This window comes from Pseudomonas sp. BN102 (genome assembly GCF_029871245.1).
GTDB lineage: Bacteria > Pseudomonadota > Gammaproteobacteria > Pseudomonadales > Pseudomonadaceae > Metapseudomonas.
Map to the genome: position 1 here is coordinate 140,124 of NZ_SSON01000067.1, position 20,771 is coordinate 160,894.

General features: G+C 65.4%; 22 protein-coding genes. 11 read left to right on the forward strand and 11 right to left on the reverse strand.

Going from position 1 to position 20,771, the window contains the following annotated elements; genetic code table 11:
• Positions 1-270: 270 nt before the first annotated feature.
• On the forward strand, positions 271-1,179 hold the full coding sequence (gene rarD, locus E8F12_RS15185) for an EamA family transporter RarD (protein ID WP_280326076.1): 909 nt from the start codon (positions 271-273) through the stop codon (positions 1,177-1,179).
• Positions 1,180-1,189: 10 nt separating this feature from the next.
• Here the strand turns inward: rarD and E8F12_RS15190 are convergent, their stop codons facing one another.
• Positions 1,190-1,585, reverse strand: a complete 396-nt coding sequence (locus E8F12_RS15190; RefSeq protein ID WP_280326077.1) for an NUDIX domain-containing protein — start codon at positions 1,583-1,585, stop codon at positions 1,190-1,192.
• The gene (locus E8F12_RS15195) at positions 1,582-2,127 is read right to left on the reverse strand and encodes a dihydrofolate reductase family protein (RefSeq protein ID WP_280326078.1); all 546 of its coding nucleotides are present in this window, start codon (positions 2,125-2,127) and stop codon (positions 1,582-1,584) included. The genes E8F12_RS15190 and E8F12_RS15195 overlap by 4 nt, the downstream gene beginning before the upstream one ends.
• A gap of 137 nt (positions 2,128-2,264) precedes the next feature.
• On the opposite strand from E8F12_RS15195, the gene E8F12_RS15200 reads away from it, so the two are divergent.
• Both E8F12_RS15200 and E8F12_RS15205 read left to right on the forward strand, forming a co-directional pair.
• On the forward strand, positions 2,265-3,596 hold the full coding sequence (locus tag E8F12_RS15200) for a DEAD/DEAH box helicase (protein WP_280326079.1): 1,332 nt from the start codon (positions 2,265-2,267) through the stop codon (positions 3,594-3,596).
• Positions 3,597-3,599: 3 nt separating this feature from the next.
• The gene (locus E8F12_RS15205; protein ID WP_348532424.1) at positions 3,600-3,896 is read left to right on the forward strand and encodes a DUF1294 domain-containing protein; all 297 of its coding nucleotides are present in this window, start codon (positions 3,600-3,602) and stop codon (positions 3,894-3,896) included.
• A gap of 99 nt (positions 3,897-3,995) precedes the next feature.
• Here E8F12_RS15205 and E8F12_RS15210 read toward each other — a convergent pair whose 3' ends face one another.
• Complete coding sequence (locus E8F12_RS15210; RefSeq protein WP_280326080.1) at positions 3,996-4,973, reverse strand: zinc-dependent alcohol dehydrogenase family protein; 978 nt, start codon at positions 4,971-4,973, stop codon at positions 3,996-3,998.
• A gap of 352 nt (positions 4,974-5,325) precedes the next feature.
• Here E8F12_RS15210 and E8F12_RS15215 point away from each other — a divergent pair, with 352 nt between their 5' ends.
• Together E8F12_RS15215 and E8F12_RS15220 are read left to right on the forward strand one after the other, a co-directional pair.
• A complete protein-coding gene (locus E8F12_RS15215) occupies positions 5,326-6,384 on the forward strand; it encodes a haloacid dehalogenase-like hydrolase (protein ID WP_280326081.1) in 1,059 nt (352 codons plus the stop codon).
• Positions 6,385-6,553: 169 nt separating this feature from the next.
• Positions 6,554-7,903, forward strand: a complete 1,350-nt coding sequence (locus tag E8F12_RS15220) for a phospholipase (RefSeq protein WP_280326082.1) — start codon at positions 6,554-6,556, stop codon at positions 7,901-7,903.
• Here the strand turns inward: E8F12_RS15220 and E8F12_RS15225 are convergent.
• Positions 7,853-8,956, reverse strand: coding sequence for a DUF2855 family protein (locus E8F12_RS15225; protein ID WP_280326083.1), 1,104 nt, complete (start codon positions 8,954-8,956; stop codon positions 7,853-7,855). The two genes, E8F12_RS15220 and E8F12_RS15225, sit on opposite strands and share 51 nt — an antisense overlap.
• 82 nt (positions 8,957-9,038) lie before the next feature.
• Between E8F12_RS15225 and E8F12_RS15230 the strand changes: the two genes are divergently transcribed.
• Positions 9,039-9,683 carry a TetR/AcrR family transcriptional regulator gene (locus E8F12_RS15230; RefSeq protein ID WP_280326084.1) on the forward strand — a complete coding sequence of 215 codons (645 nt, stop codon included), beginning with the start codon at positions 9,039-9,041 and terminating at the stop codon, positions 9,681-9,683.
• A 43-nt stretch (positions 9,684-9,726) separates the two neighbouring features.
• Here E8F12_RS15230 and E8F12_RS15235 read toward each other — a convergent pair whose 3' ends face one another.
• A complete protein-coding gene (locus E8F12_RS15235; protein WP_280326085.1) occupies positions 9,727-12,060 on the reverse strand; it encodes an LTA synthase family protein in 2,334 nt (777 codons plus the stop codon).
• Positions 12,061-12,328: 268 nt separating this feature from the next.
• Between E8F12_RS15235 and E8F12_RS15240 the strand changes: the two genes are divergently transcribed.
• Entirely contained in the window at positions 12,329-13,165 is an 837-nt protein-coding gene (locus E8F12_RS15240; protein WP_280326086.1) for a S1-like domain-containing RNA-binding protein, read from the forward strand.
• A gap of 141 nt (positions 13,166-13,306) precedes the next feature.
• Positions 13,307-13,690 (forward strand): DUF3509 domain-containing protein, encoded by a 384-nt coding sequence (locus tag E8F12_RS15245; protein WP_280326087.1) that lies wholly within the window; start codon positions 13,307-13,309, stop codon positions 13,688-13,690.
• Positions 13,691-13,736: 46 nt separating this feature from the next.
• Here E8F12_RS15245 and E8F12_RS15250 read toward each other — a convergent pair whose 3' ends face one another.
• Complete coding sequence (locus tag E8F12_RS15250) at positions 13,737-14,060, reverse strand: hypothetical protein (RefSeq protein WP_280326088.1); 324 nt, start codon at positions 14,058-14,060, stop codon at positions 13,737-13,739.
• 284 nt (positions 14,061-14,344) lie between these two features.
• Here E8F12_RS15250 and E8F12_RS15255 point away from each other — a divergent pair, with 284 nt between their 5' ends.
• Complete coding sequence (locus E8F12_RS15255) at positions 14,345-15,259, forward strand: c-type cytochrome domain-containing protein (RefSeq protein ID WP_280326089.1); 915 nt, start codon at positions 14,345-14,347, stop codon at positions 15,257-15,259.
• A 70-nt stretch (positions 15,260-15,329) separates the two neighbouring features.
• Here E8F12_RS15255 and E8F12_RS15260 read toward each other — a convergent pair whose 3' ends face one another.
• Positions 15,330-16,265 (reverse strand): DMT family transporter, encoded by a 936-nt coding sequence (locus E8F12_RS15260; RefSeq protein WP_280326090.1) that lies wholly within the window; start codon positions 16,263-16,265, stop codon positions 15,330-15,332.
• A 126-nt stretch (positions 16,266-16,391) separates the two neighbouring features.
• On the opposite strand from E8F12_RS15260, the gene E8F12_RS15265 reads away from it, so the two are divergent.
• Complete coding sequence (locus E8F12_RS15265) at positions 16,392-17,315, forward strand: LysR substrate-binding domain-containing protein (protein WP_280326091.1); 924 nt, start codon at positions 16,392-16,394, stop codon at positions 17,313-17,315.
• A gap of 62 nt (positions 17,316-17,377) precedes the next feature.
• Here the strand turns inward: E8F12_RS15265 and E8F12_RS15270 are convergent, their stop codons facing one another.
• The 4 genes from E8F12_RS15270 to E8F12_RS15285 form a co-directional block, all read right to left on the reverse strand.
• Positions 17,378-17,932, reverse strand: coding sequence for a magnesium transporter (locus tag E8F12_RS15270; RefSeq protein ID WP_280326092.1), 555 nt, complete (start codon positions 17,930-17,932; stop codon positions 17,378-17,380).
• Positions 17,933-18,120: 188 nt separating this feature from the next.
• Positions 18,121-18,300, reverse strand: a complete 180-nt coding sequence (locus tag E8F12_RS15275; RefSeq protein ID WP_280290060.1) for a hypothetical protein — start codon at positions 18,298-18,300, stop codon at positions 18,121-18,123.
• Positions 18,301-18,394: 94 nt separating this feature from the next.
• Positions 18,395-18,604, reverse strand: a complete 210-nt coding sequence (locus E8F12_RS15280) for a cold-shock protein (RefSeq protein WP_280290059.1) — start codon at positions 18,602-18,604, stop codon at positions 18,395-18,397.
• A 344-nt stretch (positions 18,605-18,948) separates the two neighbouring features.
• Positions 18,949-19,848 (reverse strand): LysR family transcriptional regulator, encoded by a 900-nt coding sequence (locus E8F12_RS15285; RefSeq protein ID WP_280326093.1) that lies wholly within the window; start codon positions 19,846-19,848, stop codon positions 18,949-18,951.
• A 129-nt stretch (positions 19,849-19,977) separates the two neighbouring features.
• Between E8F12_RS15285 and E8F12_RS15290 the strand changes: the two genes are divergently transcribed.
• Complete coding sequence (locus E8F12_RS15290; protein WP_280326094.1) at positions 19,978-20,736, forward strand: SDR family oxidoreductase; 759 nt, start codon at positions 19,978-19,980, stop codon at positions 20,734-20,736.
• Positions 20,737-20,771: the final 35 nt, after the last annotated feature.

Sequence of the window (20,771 nt, forward strand, 5' to 3'; positions counted from 1 at the left end):
GAGCGGCTCCCTCTACCTCTGGGAGAGGGCTGGCGTGAGGGATGCTGGGCATGGCTGGCGGTCTTTCGCGAATGAATCCGCCCCTACAGGGTCTTTGCTAGCGAGGACAGAATGCCGCTTTCGGCAATGCCAGCGACGGCTCTGTCCGGATGGTCAGCAATTGCCCTTGTTAAGCTTTCGCTCGCGGCAAGGAAGGCGTATGTTCGCCGGCTGCTTTGCGAGGCCCGAGATGATTTCGCTCCATTCCCTTTCCTGCACATCGTGGCGGCCATGAGGCTGTCCGGTCGTGGAGTCGCGCTGTCCCTGATAGCGTCCGTATTGTTCGCCCTGATGCCCGGTTATGTGCGCGAACTGGCGCCACTGGACGGCGTGCAGGTGTTCGCCCAGCGAGTGCTCTGGTCGATCCCCGTGGTCCTGTCGTTGCTGGTGCTGACTCGCCAGTGGCCGGCCTTCGTCACGGTACTCGGACGCTTGCGGCGCGAACCGCTTCTGCTGGCGGCCCTGCCGCTGTCGGCGCTGCTGATCGGCCTGCAGTGGGGTCTGTTTCTCTGGGCGCCGTTGCAGGGACGGATGCTCGAGGTCTCCCTCGGCTACTTCCTGCTGCCCCTGGCGATGGTGCTGGCCGGGGGGGTGTTCTATGGCGAACGCCTGCGGCCCTTGCAGCTGCTGGCGGTTTGCTGCGCGGTGTTGGGCGTGCTCCATGAGCTTTGGCTGACCCGCGCCTTCTCCTGGCTGACCCTGGTCACCGCCCTGGTCACCGCCCTGGGCTATCCGCCCTATTTCATGCTGCGCCGCTGGATGAGGCTGGACGCGTTGTCCGGCTTCATTCTCGAAATGGCGGTACTCGCGCCCCTGGCCATCTGGCTGATCCTCAGCTTCTCACCGCCGGGGGCATTCAGCGATTCGCCGCAGCTCTGGTGGCTGATTCCCGGCCTGGGGCTGCTGGGCACCCTGGCGTTCGCCGCGATGATGGCGTCCAGCCGGCTGCTGCCCCTGGGGCTGTTCGGCATCCTCAGCTATGTGGAGCCGGTGCTGCTGTTCGCGGTGGCGGTGGCGTTCCTGGGCGAGGCCTTCAACCCGGCCCAGCTCTGGACCTACCTGCCCATCTGGCTGGCGGTGCTATTGATCGGCTGGGACAGCGCCATGCTGCTGCGCAAGCAGGCCCGGCAGGGGTTCTAGCCGGCAGTTTTCAACTATCGGCCAGGGCTGGCAGCACATGGTCCCGCAGCAGCGGGGCGAGATTCTCCGGGTGGGGCTCGCTGGGTTCCAGCCAGGCCAGCTCTTCCAGCTCGGCCGCTGCTTCCACCACATGGGGCAGGCGGGCGACGAAGATATCGGCATCCACCCAGGTGTCCGCCTCGTTGGCGGCCGGCGCGCGAAAGCGGCCGAGGGGCTTGAGGGCCGAGCCCTCCAGACGCAGCTGGAGTTCTTCCCAGAGCTCACGTTGCAGGGCTTCGAGCGGGCTTTCGCCGGCTTCGCGCTTGCCGCCGGGCAGCATCAGCGCCCGGGTGCCGCGCTTGCGCACCAGCAGCAGGCGATCATGCGGGTCGAGCAGGCAGGCGGCGGCGATATTCAGGGTGGTCATGCTGTCTCGGTATCGGGCAGGAGTTGGTAATGCAGTTGCACCACGCCGGTGGGGAAGCTGCGTTGCTCGCGGAGCTGGAGGCGACGTTCGAGACCAGTGGCGAACATCGGGATACCGGCGCCCAGCAGGTGCGGGATGAAGCTGACCACCAGCTCGTCGAGCAGGCCGGCAGAGTAGCAGGTCCCTGCCAGCGAGCCACCCCCGACCAGCCAGATGCGCCTGCAGCCGGCGGCGGCCAGCTGGTCGATGGCCTGGGCCGGGGTGTCGTGGCTGATTTGCACTTCCGCGGCGGCGCGCGGCGGGTCGCCGCGAGTCAGCACGGTGCAGGGTTTGCCGGAGTAGGGCCAGGCACCACCGAAGGCCAGGATGGTTTCGTAGGTCACCCGGCCCATCAGCAGGCCGTCGATGCTGTCGTAGAAAGCCTGGTAGCCATGGTCGTCCCCGGCTTCCTCGATCGGTTTCAACCAGTCCACGCGGCCATCCGGACGGGCTATGTAGCCGTCCAGGCTGGCAGCGACGTAATAGATGAGGGCCGCATTCATGATGGGGTTCCTGGAATGGGTGGTGTGAGCGTATACCCGCTCGCGGATTCCGTCGCCGTGTCGCACGTAAATCGGGCGTTCGGCTGCGAGTCCGGGTAACCTATGCAGCTGTTTACGCTTTCGATCGAGGTAGTCCTGTGTTTTCCCAATTCGCCCTGCACGAACGTCTGCTCAAGGCCGTTGCCGAACTGAATTTCGTCGAGCCGACCCCGGTGCAGGCGGCGGCCATCCCGCCGGCCCTGGAAGGGCGCGACCTGCGGGTGACCGCCCAGACCGGCAGCGGCAAGACCGCCGCCTTCGTCCTGCCGCTGCTCAACCGCCTGATCGGCGAAGCCAAGCCGCGCGTGCGCATCCGCTCGCTGATCCTGCTGCCGACCCGCGAACTGGCCCAGCAGACCCTGAAGGAAGTGGAGCGCTTCTCTCAGTTCACCTTCATCAAGTCCGGCATCGTCACCGGCGGCGAGGACTTCAAGGAGCAGGCGGCGCTGCTGCGCAAACTGCCCGACGTGCTGGTGGCCACACCCGGCCGCCTGATCGAGCACCTCAATGCCGCGAGCCTGGACCTGCGCGAAGTGGAAGTGCTGGTGCTGGACGAGGCCGACCGCATGCTGGACATGGGTTTCGCCGAGGACATGCAGCGCATCACCGAACTCTGCGCCAACCGCGAACAGACCCTGCTGTTCTCCGCCACCACCGGCGGTGCGGCCCTGCGTGACGTATCCGCCAAGGTCCTGCGCGACCCGCTGCACCTGCGCCTGAACAGCGTCGACCAGCTCAACGAGGGCACCCGCCAGCAGATCATCACGGCCGACCATGTCGAGCACAAGGAGCAGCTGGCGCGCTGGCTGCTGGCCAACGAGACCTACCAGAAGGCGATCATCTTCACCAACACCCGCGTCCAGGCCGACCGTCTCTACGGCCACCTGGTGGCCGGCGGCTACAAGGCCTTCGTGCTCCATGGCGACAAGGACCAGAAGGACCGCAAGCTGGCCATCGAGCGGGTGCGCCAGGGCGGTACCAAGGTGCTGGTGGCCACCGACGTCGCCGCCCGCGGCCTGGATATCGAAGGCCTGGACCTGGTGATCAATTTCGACATGCCGCGCTCCGGTGACGAGTACCTGCACCGCATCGGCCGCACCGGCCGTGCCGGTGGCGAAGGCCTGGCGATCTCGCTGATCTGCCACAACGACTGGAACCTGATGTCGAGCATCGAGCGCTACCTCAAGCAGAGCTTCGAGCGCCGCACCATCAAGGAACTCAAGGGCACCTACACCGGCCCGAAGAAGGTCAAGGCCTCCGGCAAGGCGGCCGGTGCCAAGAAGAAAAAGACCGACAAGAAGGGCGACAAGAAGACCACCGCCAAGGCCGCCGCACCCAAGCGCCGGCCGAGCAAGCCGCGCGAAGAGTCGCGCGTGGTCAGCAGCGACGGCATGGCGCCGCTCAAGCGCAAGAAGCCGGCGGCGGAGTAAGCCTTGTCATTGGACCTCGCCTGGCCCGTCCAGGCGCTGCTGCTCACCTACCTGGCAATGAGCCTGTTGTGCTTCGTTGCCTATTGGCGTGACAAGCGCCTGGCTGTCATCGGCCAGCGGCGGATACCCGAATCGCGCCTGCACTTGTTGGAGCTCCTGGGCGGCTGGCCGGGTGGCCTGCTGGCCCAGCGACTGATCCGCCACAAGAACCGCAAGCTCGCCTACCAGGTGAAATTCTGGCTGATCGTGGCCGTGCACCTGGGGTTACTGGGGAGCTGGGTGATCAGTAGGTTGGGCTGAGTTCCGCGAAGCCCAACGATCCCGAGGCACGCTACGCGCGCCATGTTGGGCTTCGCTTCGCTCAGCGCCAACCTACCGATAACACCGAATCACCCTGCCTCACGGCACCAGCACGATCTTCCCGTCCCGCTCCCCGGCGGCCGCCGCCGCCACGGCTTCCTTGATCCGGCTGATGTCGTAGGTGGCGGCGATGCGCGCCTTGAGCTTGCCGCTGGCGATCAGCTGGATCAGCTCGCCGAACAGCTGCATCTGCTGTTGCGGGGTGGCCTGGCGGAACCAGCGGGCCAGCCAGAAGCCTTTCAGGGTCACGTCTCGGAACACGAAGGAGCTGGGGTTGATCTGACAGGGCTCGCCACTCATGCGGCCGTAGTTCACCAACACGCCACCCTCGGCCAGGCTGGACGCCAGGTGGTCGGTGGAGGCGCCGCCCACAGCATCGATGCCCAGTTTCACCGGCGCGCCACCAGTGGCTTCGCGCACGCGCTTGGGCAGGTCCGGGCCATCCACCAGCACCACATCGCCGCCTTCGGCCTGCACCGCCGCCACGGCCGAATCGCGGCGCACGACGTTGACGGTCTTCAGCCCACGGATCTTCGCCAACTGGATGAGGTAGCTGCCCACGCCCGAGTTGGCCGCGTTCTGGATCACCCAGTCGCCCGGCTGCAGTTCGACGAAGTCGCGCAACATCAGGTAGGCGGTGGGCGGGTTGACGGTGAGCATTGCCAGTTGCTGCGGATCGGCGCTGGGCAGCGGGATCAGTTGCCTGGCTTCGGCGATCAGGTGGGTGCGCCAGGTGCCGCTGCCCACCGGCAGCAGCACTGTCTGTCCCACCTTGAGGTTGCCGACGTCGGCGGCGACCTCCAGCACTTCGCCCACGCCTTCATTGCCGCCGATGGCGGGCAGGGGCGGCAGCATGCCGTACTCACCGGTCAGGGTGAGCACATCGGAGGGGTTGATGGGGGCTGCCAGCACTTTCACCAGCGCCTGGCCGGCACCAACCGGCGGCAGCTGGAGTTCCACGGCTTCGATAACGTCCTGGGGCACCGGGCCACGGGTCTTGTATTCGGCTTTGAGCATGACGCTTCTCCTGGCGGCTTGGGGGCTTTGAGTCTAGCCGCTGTCGCGCGCGCAGCGCTGAATCCCCCGGCATTTGCGGCGTTGATGGCATGGCGCGATCTGGACGCGGGAGGTCGCTCTGGAGCCGGTCCGGGGCGGGACCTTTGCTAGGTTCGGTTTCGAAAATTCGCCGAGCGATGGTCAGGCTAGGCAAAAGTCGGTGAGAACGCGGAGTTAACGAGTTGTTAATGAGCAGTTCGAATCGACTTTTAACGACGCATGGCCGAAGCGCAGGCAGTTCTCGCACCGAACCTGGGTTCGGCGGCGAAGCTGGAGTAGGGCTTCCTCACGTCACCAATAAAGGAATAAGAAGATGAAGATCGCCAAGACACTGATGTCCGCCGTACTTAGCCTGGGCCTGGCCGGCGCCGCCCAGGCCGCCACCGAGCTGAAGCACTGGCCGGAACCCGCCGCCAAGCAGTTGGACGCGCTGATCGCCAAGCACGCCAATCAGGGCAACTTCGCCGTATTCGACATGGATAACACCAGCTACCGCTATGACCTGGAGGAGTCCCTGCTGCCCTTCCTGGAAATGAAGGGCGTGCTCACCCGCGAGAAGCTCGATCCCTCGCTCAAGCTGATTCCCTTCAAGGATGTGAAGGGCCACAAGGAAAGCCTCAACAGCTACTACTACCGACTCTGCGAGGTGGATGACCTGGTCTGCTACCCGTGGGTCGCCCAGGTGTTCTCCGGCTTCACCCTGCGTGAGCTGAAGGGCTACGTCGACGAGCTGATGGCTTACGGCAAGCCGGTCCCCGCCACCTACTACGAAGGCGACGAGGTGAAGACTGTCGAGATCAATCCGCCCAAGGTTTTCAGCGGGCAGAAGGAACTGATGAACAAGCTCAGCGAGAACGGCATCGAGGTCTACATCATGACCGCCGCCCTGGAGGAGCTGGTGCGCATGGTCGCCTCGGACCCGAAGTACGGCTACAACGTCAAACCGGAGAACGTCATCGGCGTCACCACCCTGCTGAAGGACCGCAAGTCCGGCGCCGTGACCACCAGCCGCAAGCAGATCACCGATGGCCAGTATGACGAGAAGGCCAACCTCGACCTGGAACTGACCCCCTATCTCTGGACTCCGGCCACCTGGATGTCCGGCAAGCATGCGGCTGTCCTCACTTATATCGATGAATGGAAGAAGCCCATCCTGGTAGCGGGCGATACGCCCATCAGCGACGGCTACATGATGTTCCACGGCACCGACGTCGGCAAAGGCGGCATCAACCTCTGGATCAACCGCAAGGCCAAGTACATGGACCAGATCAGCACCATGCAGAAGAAGAACGCCGAGGCCCAGGCCAAGCTGGGCCTGCCGGTGACGGCAGACAAGAACTGGGTGGTGGTGACGCCCGAACAGATCCAGTAACGCGCGGACCAGTGCTGCAAGCGGCCACCCAAGGGTGGCCGCTCTGCTTTGCACTAGAGTGATTCCTGCCGGCCTGATCGGTGAGTCCGGCTGTCCTGGCTGGACAGTGGAGCCACGCGCCGTGGCTGTTACGCTGCCGGGCTTGCTCGAACCTGTCCTGGAGTGATCGATGAAGTACCTGGCGCTCGCCCTCAGCCTGAGCCTTGCCGGCCTGCCGTCCGCGGCCCTGGCCTGGTCCAACCACGCCCTGGGTACCGCCCTGGCGCTGGCCGGCCTGCCGCAGATCAAGGACGCGCCCATGGTAGAGGTGGAAAGCCTGGAGTCCTTCCTGGAGGAGGAGGGCGTCGCCCTGGAGCAATTTCTGGACGAGCAGGAGGAGTTCTTTCGCGACAACCTGCCGGACTACCCGTCCAGGCCCGACGACCTGCGCTGGATCCCGACCCACGGTGGCGACCACCGCCGGGCCTTCCTCATGGCGTTGCGGGTCAACCCCGAGATCAAGCTGGCCTATTTCGTCCAGGCCCTGCCGGGTATGGACTGGAACGGCCATACGCCCATGGACGCATCCGAGGTGCTGGTGTTCCGCAAGCTCAGCCTGTGGCGCGAATGGCGCTTCTATCAGGTGAATCCCGGCGAGAAGCTGCCGGCCCTTGCAGTAGTGGCCAGCGCCGCCGACGAGCCGGATTACGGCCACGATATCAATCTGTACAGCGACAACCCGGGCGAGGCGGGCGCGCGCTACAACTTCGGCAAGCAGCCCTTTGGCGATGCCCGTTTCGAGTATTCCTCCCAGGCGCCTTTCCATATTGGCTACTACCACGAGGACGCGCTCATCTACCGCACCGCGCCCTATCTCGCGCGCACCTATCCAGAGGTGCGCGTGCAGCAGTACCTCGGCCTGGCACGCTTCGCCTTCGAGAGCGGCCATCCCTACTGGGGCTACCGCTTCCTCGGTTGGGGCTTGCATTACATCCAGGACCTGACCCAGCCCTACCATGCCAAGGCCCTGCCGGGGCAGGGCACGCCCCAGCTGGTCTGGATCGCGTTCAAGGCCGCGCTGGGCCTGGATGGCGACAAGCTGGCGGCCATGGAACAGGTCGCCAACCGTCACACGGAGGTGGAGCAGTACCAGGCCAACTGGCTGCGCCAATTGCTGCGTGAAGGGCGCAACGACAGCCCTCTGCTGCGCGCCTACGCCGACAGCCGGACCGACGACGACTATCCGCCCTTCGATGGCGAGTCCCTGCGCCTGGTGGTGTCCCAGGAGGCCTATGACGCCGCCGACGATTTCGATGCGCGCATCGCCCACTGGCTGAACAACGGGCACGGCCAGGCGGACTTCAGGCAGGGCAACAGCCTGGCGCCACAGCAGCAGGACCTCCCGCTCGAGCAGGCGCTGGTGCGGCTGATCCGCCACTTCGGCGCCCACAGCCGCAACGCGACCCGCACCATCCTGTCGCAGTCCGCTTCAGAGACGGATAACGTGGCCCTCGTCCGCGGCGACCCGGCCGTGGAATAGCGCGGTGATCAGCTGCCGCGCCGCCTCGTAGCCCTGGCTTTCCTCCACCCGTAGCCAGGGCCGGGGCGGGCGGCCGACTTGCTGGTAGAAGTCCAGCAGGCCCTCGCCTATGTGTCGGCTCACCTGTTCCGGCCCCCACTCGGCATTGCGCTTGCGGATCTGCACCGGCGCGAAGAAGAACTCCGGCTGCGGCCCCAGCGGGCAACCCAGCACGTTGGCTTCCGGCGTTTGCGCGGACCCGGCGAAGCAGCTGTAGACCAGGCTGGCGCCGAAGTGCCAATGCACCCGTTCACGCAGCGCCAGGTCGCCGGAGAAGTCGACATAGAGCGTCGGCTGATCGCTGGCCAGGCTTTCCAGCTGGTCGTAGCTGCAGCTCTGCTGGTAGCAGCCCAGGCCTTCGACGAAGTCGAGGTTGCGCGGCGAGGTGATGCCCAACAGCTGACGGCCGGCTTGGCGTCCGATGCAGGCGGCGGTGCCGTAGGCGGTCTTGCTCGAGGCGCTGGAGAACACGACCTGGCGGGCGCCGAACAGCTCGTTGTCTTCGAGGAAGTCGGCCAGCATGGACGAGGTCAGGAACAGCGGCTTGAGGAGGATCTGCAACGCCTCGGTGGCCGGGCTGTAGTAGATGTCCCAGCTGCAGCGGGTGTACTGGTTGTAGGCCGAGGTGAGCGTGCGGCGGTGCTCGGCGCCATCGTAAAAGCCCCGCGGGGTGATCCGCTCCGGTTGCATGCGCACGTGACTGGCGATGGGGAAGTAACCGTAGAAGCGCTCGCCTGCCGCAATCCCCTCCACTTTCGAATCCAGCACATCGGCAAAACCCCAGACCGGCATATGGCCCCAGTCGTCTTCGCCGCTGGGGAAGAATTGCCAGTACCGCATGGAGTCGCCGAAGGCGGCGTAAGTGATGTTGTTGGTGGTGAGGGAGAAGAGGTCCAGGCGCAGGACTATCTCGCCCTCGGCGGCGTCCAGGCTTTCTTCCTGCTGCACCAGGCGGGTCTGGTCGAGGGCGTCCTTGCGGGTGAACAGACGTGATACTGTGCTGCGGTTCGGCATTTCCGACTCCTGCTTTTGGTGGGGTCGGAACAGGCTAACAAGGGCCCCCGCACCGCGGGTTCGGAAACCGCCAGAGGTCCCCATGGAGTCCGCAAAACCCCGTAACAAGCCGCTCAAGCGACCCACCCAGGCCCGCGCCCGCTTCACGGTCGAGGCCATCTTCGAAGCCTTCGTTCGGATTCTTCGCCAGCGTGGCTGGAGCGGAGTGACCACCCGCGCGGTCGCCCTGGAAACCGGTGTCGCGGTGGGCACGCTCTACGACTATTTCCCCAGCAAGGAGGCGCTGCTCTCCGGCTATGTCCGTCACCAGCTCGATCTGCTGCTTCAGCGCCTGGAGCGTGAAGTGGTGCTGGCCACCGGCCTCGACTGGCAGACCCGCGTGCGTCGCCTGGTGCGCCTTTCCTGCGGGCAGTCGGAAGAGCAGGTGCGGCCCTTCTTCGATGCCGAGCTGATGGAAGTGGAGCGCGCCATCGCCGAGCCCTGGCACCATCAGCGGGTCTACCAGGAGCTTGCCGGCAAGTGGCGCCAGGCCGTGGCCGCCTGCGCCGACCTGCCACGCCAGCCGCGCCCGGAAAGCATCGATGCGCTCTTCGTCGCCGTCTGGGGTGGGCGCCGCTATGGCCTGACCGCCCAGTTGAGCAGCCAGCAGGTGGAAGCCTGGCTGCTGGAGATGGAGGAGCTTTGCTGCGCGCGCATCCTGATGGAGCTGGCGCGCAGCGAGGAATAATCAGCGGCCCACCCTCCCTTGGAGGAGCTTCGCCTGCGGCGCTTCAGTGATACTGCTGCAACCGCAGCTCGGTGCTTTCGGGAAGCACGGCGCGTTCCTCGCCAGGATTTTCCAGTTCGCCTTCCAGGGCATCCTGTTGGCGGGCGAGCAAGCCGAAGAGGGTGGTGATGGGGTGCAGCGGGCGTTTCTGGGCGACCTGGCCACGGTCGTCCGTGGCGATGGCCTGGGCGGGCAGGGGCTCGGTGGTCACCCGGAAGTCGCTGATCTCGATCACCCCGCGGCCTTCGGCCAGCAGGTGGAAGGAGAAGGCCTTGCGTGCCTCGGGGTTGTCGAAGGCAAAGCTCACCGTCAGCGGCTTGCCCTTCTTCAGCGGCGGCATTTCGGGAATCGGCAGGGCCACGTCACGCTCGAACTCCTTGGCCTTCAGTCGCAGCTGGGCACCCTGGCGGTCCATGCGCAGCACCTTGACGGTCATCTGCACGCTGGTGCGGCTGTTCTTCGGCAACTCCATGTACTGCGCGCCGATCAGGTTGTCGGCCCAGTCGTCCTTGGCCTTTTCCTTCAGGCGGATACGCTCGCGGGTGGCGAACTGGTATTCCTGGCCGAGGGTGCCGCCCTGCAGCGACTGGTCCAGCAGCGCCGCGCGCTGGGATACCAGGCGCGCCTTCTTGCCTCCATAGCTGCCCAGGTAGCGTGCCTCGTCGGCGATGAAGCCTTCGCTGCGATAACGCCGGCAGACCTGGCGGAAGTCGCACTCGGTGAAGGTTTCCTTGCCATCGTGGTAGCGCAGCTTGCCGTTGGTGTAGGACATCATCTCGCGTCCGCTGGCGTAGTCGCGGAACAGCGAACGGCCGGAGAGGTTCTGCGGCACCCGGTAGCCGAAGTAGTCGAGGATCGAGGTGGTCAGGTCGACATGGCCGTAGACGCCGCTCTTGATCGGCGGCAGGGCGGCCTGCTCCGGCGCCAGCACCAGGTTGAAACCCCAGGCCGAGGCGAGGCGAACCTTGTCGATGCCGTGGGATTCGTCCGAGGTGACGATCACCAGGGTGTTCTTTAGCACGCCCTGTTTCTCCAGGCCGCGGAGGAAGGCATCCACCGCGTCATCCAGATAGGCGATCGCGGCCTTCTTCGAATCCGGGTAGCGCATCAGGTAGTCGGCTGGCGCGGAGTAGGGCTGGTGGGTGCCGACCGTGAGCAGGGTGAGCATCCAGGGCTTCTTCTGCTGGCGCAGTTGCTTGACGTAGGTCAGCGCGCCTTCGAAGAAGGCCTTGTCGTCCATGCCCCAGGGAAATTCCAGGTAGGCCTTGTTGCGGAACCAGTCGCGCCCCAGGGTCTTGTCGAAGCCCATCTGCGGCATGATCTTGTCCTTGGCCATGAAGCGCAGCCCGGCACCTTGCAGGAAGTGGGTGCTGAAGCCGTGCTGGTGCAGCTGCGACGGCAGGCAGGCCTTGGCCCGGGCCGGGTTGTGCAGCAGCTCCAGCCCCTTGGGCGTGCCCGAATCCAGCTTGCTGTAGTCGCCGCAGAGCATGGCGTAGAGGCCGCGGATGGTCTGGTGGCTGTGCATCACGTAATCCGGCGTGGTCATGGCGCGCTCGGCCCAGCCGCTGAGCTTGGGCATCAGCGAGTCCTGGTAGCTGCTGTTGATCGCCGCGCGATTGGCGGCGATGTAGGCGCCGGGAATGCCCTCCAGGGTGATCACCAGTACGTTGCGCGCGCGGCCGGGTCCGGCGAGCAGGGGCGCTCCGTCGAGGTCCAGGCGCGCCAGGCCGGCGATGTCCGGCAGGGTGTCGGGCTTGTCGCCGTCGAGCCAGTCCTCGACCGCCAACTGGCCGCTGTTGACGGCGCTGGCCATCACCTTGTGCGGCAGGTTGAACTGCTGCCACTGGTCGGCGTCGCTGGGCTGCACATACTGCAGGGTGACATGGCCCATCAGCAGCGCGGCCGGTGCGGCGAACCACTTCCAGGACAGCGGCCGGTGCTTGCTCCGCCAGCAGAGCAGGCTAGCCAGCAGGCAGGCGCCGAGTGCCAGGCCCAGGTAGGGGTGGGTGATGCCGCCACCCTGGGTGGAGTGGCTGACGAACTGCGGGTCGAGCAGATACTTCAGGTCGCTCGGCTCCGGCATCCGGCCGACGGCGCCGATCAGCTCGGCGTTGCCCAGGAGCATCAGGCTCCAGAGCAGCATCAGCGGCAGCGCCAGGAACAGCGAGCGGCCGTAGAGCAGGAGCATCAGGAAGCTGCCGAAGGCGAGGTCGGAGAGATAACCGAAGGGGTTGGACCAGCCCAGCAAGTAGCGGCTGGCCAGGGGAATCACCAGGAAGAGCACGCCGAGTGTTGCCAGCGATGCGGATTGCGACAGCCAACGGCTGAATGGGCGCACGGGAGCTCCTGAGATGGGGCAGTGAGAATCCGTCAAGTGATGTCCGAAATCATGGCTCTTGGTATTGACGACATGATTCTGAAACATCGTTGTGCTATGGGCTAGTAGACAGTGTTGCAGAACGAAAATTCACGCGGGATGCGTTTGGCCCGCGCAATTGCGCGCGGCCCGGTCGCGAGGATCGAAAGGGGCAGCCGCTCACTGCGAGGCTCACCCGGCGCCCGGTCCAACAGGTAGAATGCCGCCTCGACTCACAGAGGTAGCGAAGATGGCACTTATCGGGCGTTTCAATTCACTGCAGGTTGCCAAGCACACGGACTTCGGCCTGTACCTGGACGGCGGCCCGGACGGCGAAATACTCCTGCCCAAGCGCTATGTGCCGAAGGACGAGCCGACAGAAGTGGGCGACTGGCTCAATGTGTTCCTCTATCTGGACAGCGAAGACCGCCCAGTGGCCACCACCCTCAAGCCCAAGGTGCAGGTAGGCGGCTTCGCCAGCCTCAAGGTGGTGGAAATCAACCGGATCGGCCTGTTCCTCGACTGGGGCCTGCCCAAGGACCTGCTCCTGCCGCATTCGGAAGAGAAGCGCCCGCTGCAGGTCGGCGACTACTGCGTGGTGCACGTCTACCTCGACAAGCGCACCCGCCGCATCACCGCCACCGCCCGCCTGGACCGCTACCTGGACGCCACGCCGCCGCGCTACAAGCCCGGCCAGGCCGTCGACCTGCTGGTGACGGAGAAGACCGACCTCGGCTTCAAGGCCATCATCGAGGGCCAGCACTGGGGCCTGATCCACAAGAACGAGGTGTTCAAGTTCCTCCGCGGCGGCATGCGCGAGCAGGGCTTCATCAAGGAAATCCGTCCCGACGGCAAGATCAGCCTGAGCCTGCAGCCGGTGGGCGAGCAGGCGGCCAGCGGCTTGAGCGAGCAGATCATCGCCGCGTTGCGGGCAGAGGGCGGCGTGTTGAAGCTGTCCGACAAGAGCCCGCCGGAGCTGATCAGCCAGCGCTTCGGGGTCAGCAAGGGCAACTTCAAGAAGGCCATCGGCGGTCTCTACAAACAGGGCCTGATCCGCATCGAGGACGATCGGATCGAACTGGTCTGAAGCAGCCGCCAAAATCTCCCCAGGCCGCGCCGGGCGCGGTCCTGATACCGAAGCCCCCGCTCGGACACGTGCTCCGGATGGGGGCTTTGCATTGGTCGCGACGTGCAATTTGCACGCTCGAAATGGCCAGGATCGTGCGCAATGCATGGAAAAATCTGTCAAAAAAATCTGCAACCGACTGATTTATTTGGCGTTTCCGTTGTCATAGCCCTGGCATGCACGCTGCTGGGGTGCAGGAGCAATCAACTTTCTTGGAGAGAAGACATGGATCTGGATTTTGACAAGCTGATCAGCGCCTTTCCGGAATACGTACTGAGCACCAAGGCTAGGCCGGATGGCGGTTTCGTGCTGACGCTCGAACGCGAGGGGAAATTCTTCCAGCGCGTCGTGGCGGCTACGGCGCAACTGGATTGGCTGGTCAGCACGCTCAAGCGCGACCTGGCGCTGGAGCATGGGGAGGTTCCGCCGACGGAGTCGCTCAAGGTGCTTCATCGCAAGCCCTTGCCGCGCTACCTCCGCGCCTGAGGGCGAATGGCCGCGACAGGGCAGTCGCGGCCGGAGCTTCAGCCATTCAGGTTTCGATACCCGAAGGAGGCAGCATGGCATCGTCGTCCTTGCCTTCACCCTTGCCCGATGGCGCGCGTGGCGGCTGCTCGCGGGGCTCTTCCTTCTGCCGCTCACCGAGCAGTTCCTTGGCCGAAGCCTGGGCTTCGTCCACCTTCTTGTTCAGTTCATTGACCGCTTCGCCTATGGCTTCCCGGGCGATTTCCTGGGCGGCCGCCTCGGCTTTCTCCGCCAGTTTGTTGGCCGATTCCTCGGCCAGGTCGCAGCCGGCCAGGCTGGCCAGCAGGCCCGTTCCGAGCATCAGGGCAGCGAGGCGGGGGGCAGGTTTCATGCAGTGATTCTCCAGTGATGCGATACGCGGCGGCCATCATTGCCTACGGCAGGCTCCGAGGAAACAAACCGATTCGGCGATTCTGTATACAGACGTTTCTGAATATTGCGCGCAGAGGCAAGCCCCGGGGTCCGCAGCGGCGACTGAACAGAGCCCAGGGCTTGGAGCCGGCATTCACCGGCCTCGAATAGACTGACCGGCGGATCAGGGCGGGGTTCCGCGCGCCTGCGCAAATTGGCTTGTTTCACTAGGCTTAGCCTGGCAATCAGGTGCAGGGGGCTGGGATGGGCAAGCGACTGACGCCGGTCATGCTGTGTTCGCTGCTGCTGCCGTGGCTGCAGGCCCTCGCGCAGGACGTGAGTTTCGACGAAATCCAGCCCATCCTCCAGGCCCGCTGTGTGATCTGCCATGCCGGCGAAGCCGCGCCCCTGGGCCTGCGGCTGACCAGCCTCGACGAACTGCTCAAGGGCAGCAAGAGTCGCCCGGTGGTGCAACGCGGCGAGCCGAGCGACAGCGAGTTGATCAAACGGCTGAAGGGCCTCAGCCAGCCGCGCATGCCCATGACCGGGCCGCCCTTTCTCAGCGATGCCGAGATCGCCCTGTTCGAGCGCTGGATAGCCGGCGGGCTCAAGCCCGGCAGCCGGTCGTCGACCGCTACTATCCCTCCGACGCCGCTGCAGCATCCGTCCGCCGGCCAGCCGGTCACCTACGCCCATGTGGCGCCGATCTTCGCCAGCCGCTGCGTGAAATGCCATTCCGCATACGGCCTGATGGGCTCGGCACCGGAAGGCCTGTTGCTGAACGCCTACGTCGCCATCCTCGATCGCGACGAGCGTGTTCGCGTGGTGCCTGGCTCCTCTTTGGCCAGCGAACTGGTGCGGCGTATCCGCGGCCAGTCCCAGCCGCGGATGCCCTATGACGGTCCGCCCTACCTCAGCGATGAGGAAATCCAGCTGATCGTCGACTGGATCGACCAGGGTGCCCGCGATGCCGACGGCCGCCCAGCGCCCAGCCCGGTGGGCTCGCGGGTGCGCCTGCAGGGCGTGCTGGGGGAGGGCTGGACCCTGGATTCGCTGCAATTGGTGGTCGGCCCCGAGAGCCGCATCGACAAGTCACCCGGGGTTGGCGACTACGTCGAAGTGCGCGGGCGCTGGAGCCAGGACGGCCGGGTGCTGGTGGAGCGCATTCGCCGGCGCTGATCACTGGCCGCTGGCATTGCCCATGGTCCCTGCTCCGGCTTCGGCGCGCACAGGTCGCGCTTGAACGCCGTCAGGCTTCGGAAGGGGCCAGGGCCTTGCGTTGCTGGCGGCCGCGCAGCAACTCGGTGCCGCTGACCAGCACTATGCCGCCCAGCACCAGGGCGGCACCCAGGGCGAAGGACAGGTCGATGCGCTCGCCCAGCACCAGTACGCCGAAGGTGACGCCGAACAGGGGCGTCATGAAGGACAGCACCGAGAGCCTCGACGCCAGGTAGCGGCGCAGCAGCCAGAACCAGGCCAGGTAGCTGACCAGGGCGATCACCACCACCTGGAAGCCGAGGCTGATCAGCGCTCGCTGGGTCAGCTGCATCTCGGTCTGGTCGGTGCCGAAGGCCACTGCCGTCAGCAGCAGGGCGGCGCCGAACAACTGGTAGAACAGGGTCTTCACCGGCGACGCCTCGGACAGCTTTGATCCGCGGATCACCAGGGTGGTCGCACCCCAGGCCAGGGCGCCTAGCAGCGCATAGCCGTCCCCCAGCAGCACGTTGCCAGGAGCGCCGGCCGGCTGGCCGAGGAAGGCCATGGCGATGCCGCCGAAGGCCACCAGTACGCCCAGCCATTGCAGGGGCGAGAGGCGTTCCTCGGGCAGCATCAGGTGCAGGCCGAGGGCGGCGAACATGGGGGCGGTGTAGAGGAACACCGACAAGTGCGAAGCGCTGGTGTGGTTCAGTCCTTCGCCGATGAACAGGAACTCCAGGGCGAACAGCGCGCCGACCGCGACCCCGGGCAGCAGGGTGCCGTCGCTGAAGGCCGCACGCCCCTCGCGCCAGAGCACCAGGGCGCCCAGCACCAGGGCCGCGCCGCCGGAGCGGATGGCCAGTTGCAGGATCGAGGGCACGTCGTCGAGGGTCAGCTTGATCGCCACCTGCTGGAAGCCCCAGCAGATGCAGAGGACGAACATCAGGCCACAGGCGAACCAGTCCAGGGGCAGGCGGGAGGGTTTCATCGTTCAACTCACAAGGCAGAAGGTGCGGCAGGGCCGCCAGTGCCTGGCAGGATCGGTCCGCAGGCGCCTTGCTTTCAAACGATGATTTGTCATCATGCTTTGACTTCAACTCAAAGCGAACTCGCCATGCGTCTTCCGTCGCTCATCGCGCTGCGCACTTTCGAAGTGGCCGCCCGCAGCCGTAACTTCACCGAAGCCGCGCAGGAACTTTCGGTGACCCCGGGTGCGGTCAGCCGGCAGATCCGCCTGCTGGAGTCCGAACTGGGGGTGAGCCTGTTCGACCGGACCCGCAACACCGTCAGCCTCAACGACAATGGCCGCCGCCTGGCCGCCACCGTCGCCCAGGCCTTCGAATTGCTCACCCGCGGCGCCGACGAGCTGCGCGGCCAGGACGAAGGGCCTATCCACATCACCTGCGCGCCCTCTATCGCCAGCCATTGGCTGATGCGCCGGCTCAACCAGTTCGCCGCCGGCAACCCGGACATCACCCTCAGCCTGGAGGCCACCGAGCAGCTGGTCGACCTGGAGCGCGGCGAAGCGACCCTGGCTATCCGTTTCACCACCACGGACGCGCCCATGCCCGCCAGCGAGCTGCTGTTTCATGAAGAGTTCTTTCCCGTCTGCAGCCCGGCCTACCTGGAGCAGTACGGCCCGGTGCGAGAGCCGCGCGACATGCTGGGCGCACGGCTGATTCACACCCACTGGAAGAATGCCGCCAACCTGCACTTGCCGAGTTGGGAAGACTGGTTCGCCACCTATGTAGGCGAGCCGGGCCCGGTGAAGGGCGGAATGCGTTTCGGCCTGATCGGCCATGCCATCCAGGGCGCTGTCAGCGGCCAGGGTTTTGCCCTCGGCTCCACCGCCCTGGCCTTCGACGACATCGCCAACGGCCGGCTGCTGTTGCCCTTCGGCGAGCATTGCCGCCTGTCCACGCCCTGGGCCTATCGGCTGGCCTGGAGCCGCAGGTCGCCGCCGGCGGAGAAGGTGCGCCGCCTGATCGACTGGCTGCTGGCCGAGGCTCGCGCCAGTACGGTGCCGAACCAGGGATAGGACGGAAGAGCGGTAGCGGCGGATGACGCCAGGCGTTGCATCCGCCGCTTCATGCCGGATTGCTACATCATCTTGCGCAGCTGATGCAGCCGGTGTTGCAGGCCTTCGGCCCAGGCCGGGGCGGCCTGGCCGGTGCCGGCCATCTTGAGCAGCGGATGGTGGCTGACGACCCGGTCGAGTATGGCTTCCTGGGCAGGTTTCACGTCGACGAAGAAGATGTGCTTGCCTTCGCCCAGGGGGCGCTCGAAGCGTTTCACCACCGGATTGGGGGTCTGGATCCCGAACAGGCTGCCCTCCCAGACGCTGAAGCCGAACAGCGCGATGGCGAGGAAGATGAAGGGAATCCAGCCGGCTGCCGTGCCGGTCCAGCCGCTGATCCAGGCCACCAGCATCACCAGTGCCGCCAGCGCCAGGCCGATGCCGACGCCGATCATGCCGGAGTGCATGATGTCTTGCTTCAATACAGAGGGCACGTCGTGCAGGCGATGCCGCTCGACTTCGGCGTCGCGCTCACTGAGGACGTGGATTTGCTCGTGGTCGATGCCCTGGGCCTCGAGTTCGCTTTCGACCTTCTCCAGGTCGTTGAGGTTGTCGCTGATGTAGTAATGCCGCTGCATGGGTTACCTCCCATCTGGCTGCGCCGGCCCCCATCCGGCCATCACCCCCAGGTTCGGGCCTCTTTCGGCCTGCCTGGAAGTTTAGACGGGGGCGTTTCGGTGCAAGCGGCATCCGCCCACCGGCAGGGTGGACGGTGGCGCCCGGCGGAGGGTCTTGCACCCATCCGCCTACGGGCGCCGCGACGGTCTTACTTGTTGCCGATGCGAATATGGCGGCTCGGCGCCACCTGGGCGCTGACGCCCTTGGCGATTTCCTGGATCTCGCCGCCCTGCTTCAGGAAGGCCGCGACCTGGGCTTCCAGGGATTCACTGGTGGCGGTCGCCGGTGGCGGCTTGGGGGTGCTGCTGTGGGAGTTCTTGATGCGCATCTCGCTTCCTCTGTGCGGGCCGCTCCTGGCGCGGCCCTAAAAACCTGCTGAAAAAAAAACCGGCCCGAAGGCCGGTTCTTCTATCGGCGAGTGATCAGATCACTTGCACTTCGTCGGCTTGCATGCCTTTCTGGCCCTGCACGGCGATGAAGGAGACCTTCTGGCCTTCCTTCAGGCTCTTGAAGCCGGCGCTTTGGATGGAACGGTAGTGAACGAACAGATCCGGGCCGTTATCGGTGGTAATGAAGCCGAAGCCTTTTTCATCGTTGAACCACTTGACGGTGCCGGTTTGGCGCTCGGACATTTGAATGTCTCCTAGAAACTGAGTTATTGCTTGGCTGGATCATTCCAGCCTGTCACTGAGTGCAGAGAATCGGCAACCGCTGAATACGGGACCGCTAGGGTACAGACCGCTTTTCAAGGTGACACATGCATCACAGCGTTTGACACAATACCTGTGCTTTCGAGGATTGCCTAACCTTTTATGCTCCCGATTGTCCGATCAGGGCCTGCAGATAGGATCAGACGGTTCTATTCGCGAACGATTTCGCCCCCACGGACTCCTCCCAGGCCGCTCCCGGTCGAGCCGTTCCTCACCTCGCTTCGGGACGCTCCGCATGGAGCGCCGGCAACTGAACCACCCGGGATTCAGACCCGGGTTTCTTCCCGCAGCACCTGCTCCAGCCAGTCCATGAAGGCCTGCACCCGCCGCGGCAGGCGGCGGTGGGCATAGAGCAGGGTGGCCTGCAGGGGCGGTGCCGGGTACTCCGGCAGCAGCGCCACCAGTCGGCCGCTTTCCAGGTGATCGCGCAGACCGTGCAACGGCGCCTGGATAAGCCCCAGGCCGCCCAGGCAGCCGGCTTCGTAGGCCTCGGCATTGTTCACCGTCAGGCTGCCGGCCATGGACTGGTGCCGCACCTTGCCGCCGTCCAGGTATTCGAAGCCCGGCGCACGGGCGCCCAGTGTCGACACGTAATGCACCAGCCGGTGCCCGGACAGGTCCTCCAGGCTGCGCGGCACGCCGAACGCGTCGAGGTAGGCCGGGCTGGCGCAGTTGACCATGGGAAACGGCTCCAGCGGCCGTGCGACCAGGGAGGCGTCAAGTACCGGACCGATCCGCAGCACCAGGTCGAAGCCTTCGCGCACCAGGTCCACCCGGCGGTCAGTGCTGCTCAGTTCCAGCTCCAGGCCGGGGTGCAGGCGGGTGAATTCCGCCAGGCGCGGCAGCACCACCTTGCGCGCCAGCACCGTCGGCATATCCACCCGGACGCGCCCAGCCAGCACCGTGGCTTCCTGGCGGAACAGCCCTTCCAGTTCGTCCATCTGCGCCAGCAACTCGCGACTGCGTTCGTAGAGCAGCAAGCCGTCCTGGGTCGCCTGGACCTTGCGCGTGGTGCGCTGCAGCAGGCGCGTGCCCAGCAGCTCCTCCAGGGCCTGCACCTGGTCGGACACGGTGGAGCGGGGCAGGCGCAGGCTGTCGGCGGCCTGGGTAAAACTTGACAGCTCGCTGACCCGTACGAAGGTTCTCAGTAGCTCCAGCTTGTTCATCCGTGTGGGGCCTTCTCCGGATTGTTCGCAATGGGCGATCAGTTCTTCCGGTAACAGCATATTTATCGGTCGAGATTCGGACAATAAGCTCCTCACCACTCCCCACCACCTGCAACCAGGAGCACAGCAATGACCCGCAAGATCGCACTCATCACCGGCGCTAGCCGCGGCCTCGGCAAAAGCATGGCGCAGCACCTGGCGGCCCAGGGCATCGACATCATCGGCACCTACCACAGCAAGCTGGAGGATGCGGAATCCCTCAGCCGCGACATCATGGACCTCGGCGGACACGCCGCGATGCTCCAGCTGGACGTGAGCAAATGCGCCGCCTTCGACGATTTCGTCGCGAGCCTCGGCCGCCTGCTGAAGAACGAGTTCGGCCGCGACAACTTCGACTTCCTGGTGAACAACGCCGGCATCGGCATCCACGCCAGCTTTGCCGAAACCACCGAGGAACAGTTCGACCAGCTGGTGAACGTCCAGCTCAAGGGGCCCTTCTTCCTTACCCAGAAACTGCTGCCGCTGATCGCCGATGGTGGGCGCATCCTGAATATCTCCACCGGCCTTGCCCGCTTCGCCCTGCCAGGCTATGCGGCCTACGCCGCGATGAAGGGCGGCATCGAAGTGCTGACCCGCTACCAGGCCAAGGAACTGGGTGCGCGCGGCATCTCGGTGAACGTGCTGGCGCCCGGAGCGATCGAGACGGACTTCGGAGGCGGGGTGGTGCGCGACAACGCTGACGTCAACGCCTACATCGCCAGCAACACCGCCCTGGGCCGCGTCGGCCTGCCGGAGGACATAGGCGGCGCGGTGGCCATGCTGCTCTCCGACGCCGGCCGCTGGATCAACGGCCAGCGGGTGGAAGCCTCGGGCGGGATGTTCCTGTAGGGGCGAATTGAATCGGTAGTCTCGAATTCATTCGG